Genomic DNA, 3,041 nt, shown 5'->3' on the forward strand with positions numbered 1-3,041 from the left:
CTGCGGTGAGGACCAGATCCCCCGCCGTCTTGGTCTCGCCGGTATTGGTGAAGGTGCCCCCCACCGACAGGGTCGTCGTCCCGCCGCTGCCGGTGATCTTGCCGCTGCTCGATAGGTTCGCACCCGCAGTGACGGCCAGGGTCAGGGAAGCTGAGGTGGCCCGTGGACCGGTTTCTTAGGGAAGTCGCCGAGAGGCCGACGCAGTCCAGGCCCGATAGAGCCTTACGCAGAGCCGTACTTTGCCGCTGCCGAATCCTCAAATATCGACAGAAAAAGGCCGCGCTTCGAATCGCTCCGATAGAATATCCGGATCAACAATTTGAAAAGTTCGTAACAGCCCAGAAGTCTTCATCCATGCTTCGGACCCAATAGCGATGAGAGGTTGGGACCATGTGCTCGAAGTCACATTCGGCCCCCCACCAACCATCCACCACGACAGATTCATAGCTGCGCCCACGAACCATGTGCATGAAGATTTTGCGATCATAGTTGATGTAAAATTTAGGTGGTTTTGAGAACAATCGCATCCGAAGCTGGATCAGTCCTTCACTTGCGCAAACGTCGAAAGACAACGATTGTTCCATTGGTGCCGATAGTTCCGAATATTGGCCAGAATCCTCCATGAAGAACTCATCGCGCAAAATTTCAGTCGTGACAATCTTGGCCGAATCACCATCCCGGTATCGTGGAAAAAGATCGGCAGTCAAAGTTGAGAGGCCATTCCGATACCGCCGAATGACTTCTGCCCTGTATGTCTCTACAGACTGTCCAACTGGAAGATAACGCATCAGCTTGTCGTCTCGGCACATTGCATCGATATTTTCATATGATTGAGATTAAAATTTTCATCCCAATCAATAATCCAAAAGTACTCACCACCAAAGATGAAAAGCCCAATTTGTTCTGTTTAGGATTTTCTCCCTCAGCTCAGAACTAATTTCCGCCAAATTCATCGAAAAACTCCTGTTGGGTAAGGACACGCCCATTTGAGGACCCACTCGTCATCAGTTCGGAGTAGGCTTGGTCAAGCTCAATAGCGGCGTGAGGCGGACCTGTCAGGTGATTACCCTCTCTGTACAAACAGAGCGTTCAACCTGTCGCAGTCGACTTCGGAGAGTGTGATCGATATTCCCGTGCGCATGCCCTATCATCACATTCCCGCCTCTGTTTGAAATCCCAATACGGACTCTTCCGTTTCGATCTACCCACTAGCATCCCACGTTATTGTCACAGTCTATCATGCGGAACATTCAATCCATGAATGGGCTTTCTTCTATAGTTTTTTCAATCTCATCCTTCATAAGATGGTACCAATTAAGAGATATAATTTTCATCAAATCCAACTGCTTGGCAAACAAAATTCTCCGCGGGTCTTGATGTTCTACGCGATGACGCAATTCGTAATCTTGAGCCATCTGAGATGTTATTGACCGAAATATCCAAAACAATAAAACATTTAGGCTATCAGTTTCTTTTTCAAAAAAAATAAACCCCCTTTCTTCAAATAAGAGCCGGTATTTACCTTTTTTAATCTCAATGTGAGGCCTTCCATCTTGCGGAGACTTAGAAAAAATGGTTGTCATTGTCTTGGGAGCATCAATTTTTGATGCTATTTCCAAAACAGTACTCTGGATTTCTTCAATAGACTCATTCACCTCAAACAATCTCCTCCAAGTATCCGTTTCTAACCAACCAATCAACATTCACTCTCTCAGAGAGGTTCGGTAGCATCTGTGTTCCACCGCCAGGTTGATCAAACGCCGGAGCCACCTCTCCTTTAATAACCGGTAGTGGCTTTTTCACCACGTATGTATGTAATGTTTCAGCAGCACTACCAGGTGCCATCGCTCTCTGTTCTAGTGGTGTACCCGCAGGCGACATAAAAGAGCCGACCGGAGAACCATACCTATCAAGCCGTGTACCAACATGAATTGTTGCTTCGTTTGGTTTCCCTGCAAACCCTAAATTATCAGGCCAATCCCAACCACTGCCATCAGCTTTCCTAAATTTATCGTAGTAAGAAGCTCCGCCCGCCTCAGCATCAAGAGCCCCCGGTAGCGTTCCGGGATTAGGTTCGACAAATTCAAGAACCTTGTCTCTTCTTTTTAAATTAACAACAAAGTCCTTCCCAGACCTGAGAACTTTTTTCGCGCTGGACACGTTGCTGGCGAGAAGAACGCCCCCCACCCCTACGACGGTCGCGAGGGCGAGGCTCTGGTCCCTGGTCAGGGTCGGGTCCAACTGCTCAATCGCTTCAGCCAGCTTGGCGAGCCCAAATTCGATACCCTCGCCGATAAGACCGCCGACAACCTCATCCAAAACCGCGTCCACGGCCATCTGTCCAGCCGCGCCCATCGGACCCATCGTCACCGTCAGCGCCCCGGCGATCGCGACCTTCATGCCAATGGAGAAGTAGTCACCATATTCCTCCATAAAGGTGTCGATGTCATCGAGCACCCTTTGGGTGAATTCAGCGGCGCTATCCAACTCGATATAGACCCTATCGGCATCGCCTTGGGCAATGATCGTGTCGCTAGGGGAGTACGCATAGGACGGGGTTCCGTCAGCAAGGAAGATCACTTGACCATTTGCGTCCGTTTCGAGCCAGCCGCCATGTCCGATGACATCCATGGCCTCATCGATTTCCCCCTGGCCCAAACCCTCAGCCTGTAGTTGCTAGAGCAACTCCTTTTGCGACAGAGCCTGAGCCAACCAAGGATTGGTTTCCATCAGCGTTTTCGTGGCCTGTTCGACGGAAACCCCATCCTTCGCCGCCATGGCTTCCGCCAAGGGTTGCAGAGCCTTGGCCTCGGCCCGTATTTCGTTGCTCACTTCAGGATGGTCACCGGATAGGGCCGTGATCACCTCATCAACCGTGTCCCCTAGACCAGCGAAGTTCTCCCGGCTCTTCCCAAGCAACCAATCGAGATCCTTGCCACTGTTTTCGGCGACGTTTTGCGCGGCTGAGACGGCTTCGTCGGCGTTCTGGCCGGTCAAGGTTGCGCCAAGGGCTGCGGCCAGTTCGCCGATCTTGCCCATCC

Annotated in this window: 4 protein-coding genes; all 4 read right to left on the minus strand. The window is 50.8% G+C overall.

Going from position 1 to position 3,041, the window contains the following annotated elements; genetic code table 11:
• Window positions 1–311 precede the first annotated feature (311 nt).
• Entirely contained in the window at window positions 312–809 is a 498-nt protein-coding gene (locus ACLIRY_RS26815) for a hypothetical protein (protein WP_413208484.1), read from the minus strand.
• A gap of 441 nt (window positions 810–1,250) precedes the next feature.
• Window positions 1,251–1,655: an Imm63 family immunity protein gene (locus tag ACLIRY_RS26820; RefSeq protein ID WP_413208485.1), complete on the minus strand. Its 405-nt coding sequence runs from the start codon at window positions 1,653–1,655 to the stop codon at window positions 1,251–1,253.
• 1 nt (window position 1,656) lies between these two features.
• On the minus strand, window positions 1,657–2,631 hold the full coding sequence (locus tag ACLIRY_RS26825; RefSeq protein WP_413208486.1) for a TNT domain-containing protein: 975 nt from the start codon (window positions 2,629–2,631) through the stop codon (window positions 1,657–1,659).
• A gap of 45 nt (window positions 2,632–2,676) precedes the next feature.
• Window positions 2,677–3,041 (minus strand): hypothetical protein (locus ACLIRY_RS26830; RefSeq protein WP_413208487.1); only part of this gene is annotated, 365 nt, incomplete at its 5' end.

The sequence above is a fragment of the Rhodospirillum sp. A1_3_36 genome (assembly GCF_047263945.1).
Taxonomy (GTDB): Bacteria; Pseudomonadota; Alphaproteobacteria; order Rhodospirillales; family Rhodospirillaceae; genus Rhodospirillum.

Coding starts and splice junctions, on each gene's coding strand:
- ACLIRY_RS26815 (WP_413208484.1), bottom strand. CDS start 809: ATGTGCCGAGACGACAAGCTGATGCGTTATCTTCCAGTTGGACAGTCT.
- ACLIRY_RS26825 (WP_413208486.1), bottom strand. CDS start 2,631: ATGGATGTCATCGGACATGGCGGCTGGCTCGAAACGGACGCAAATGGT.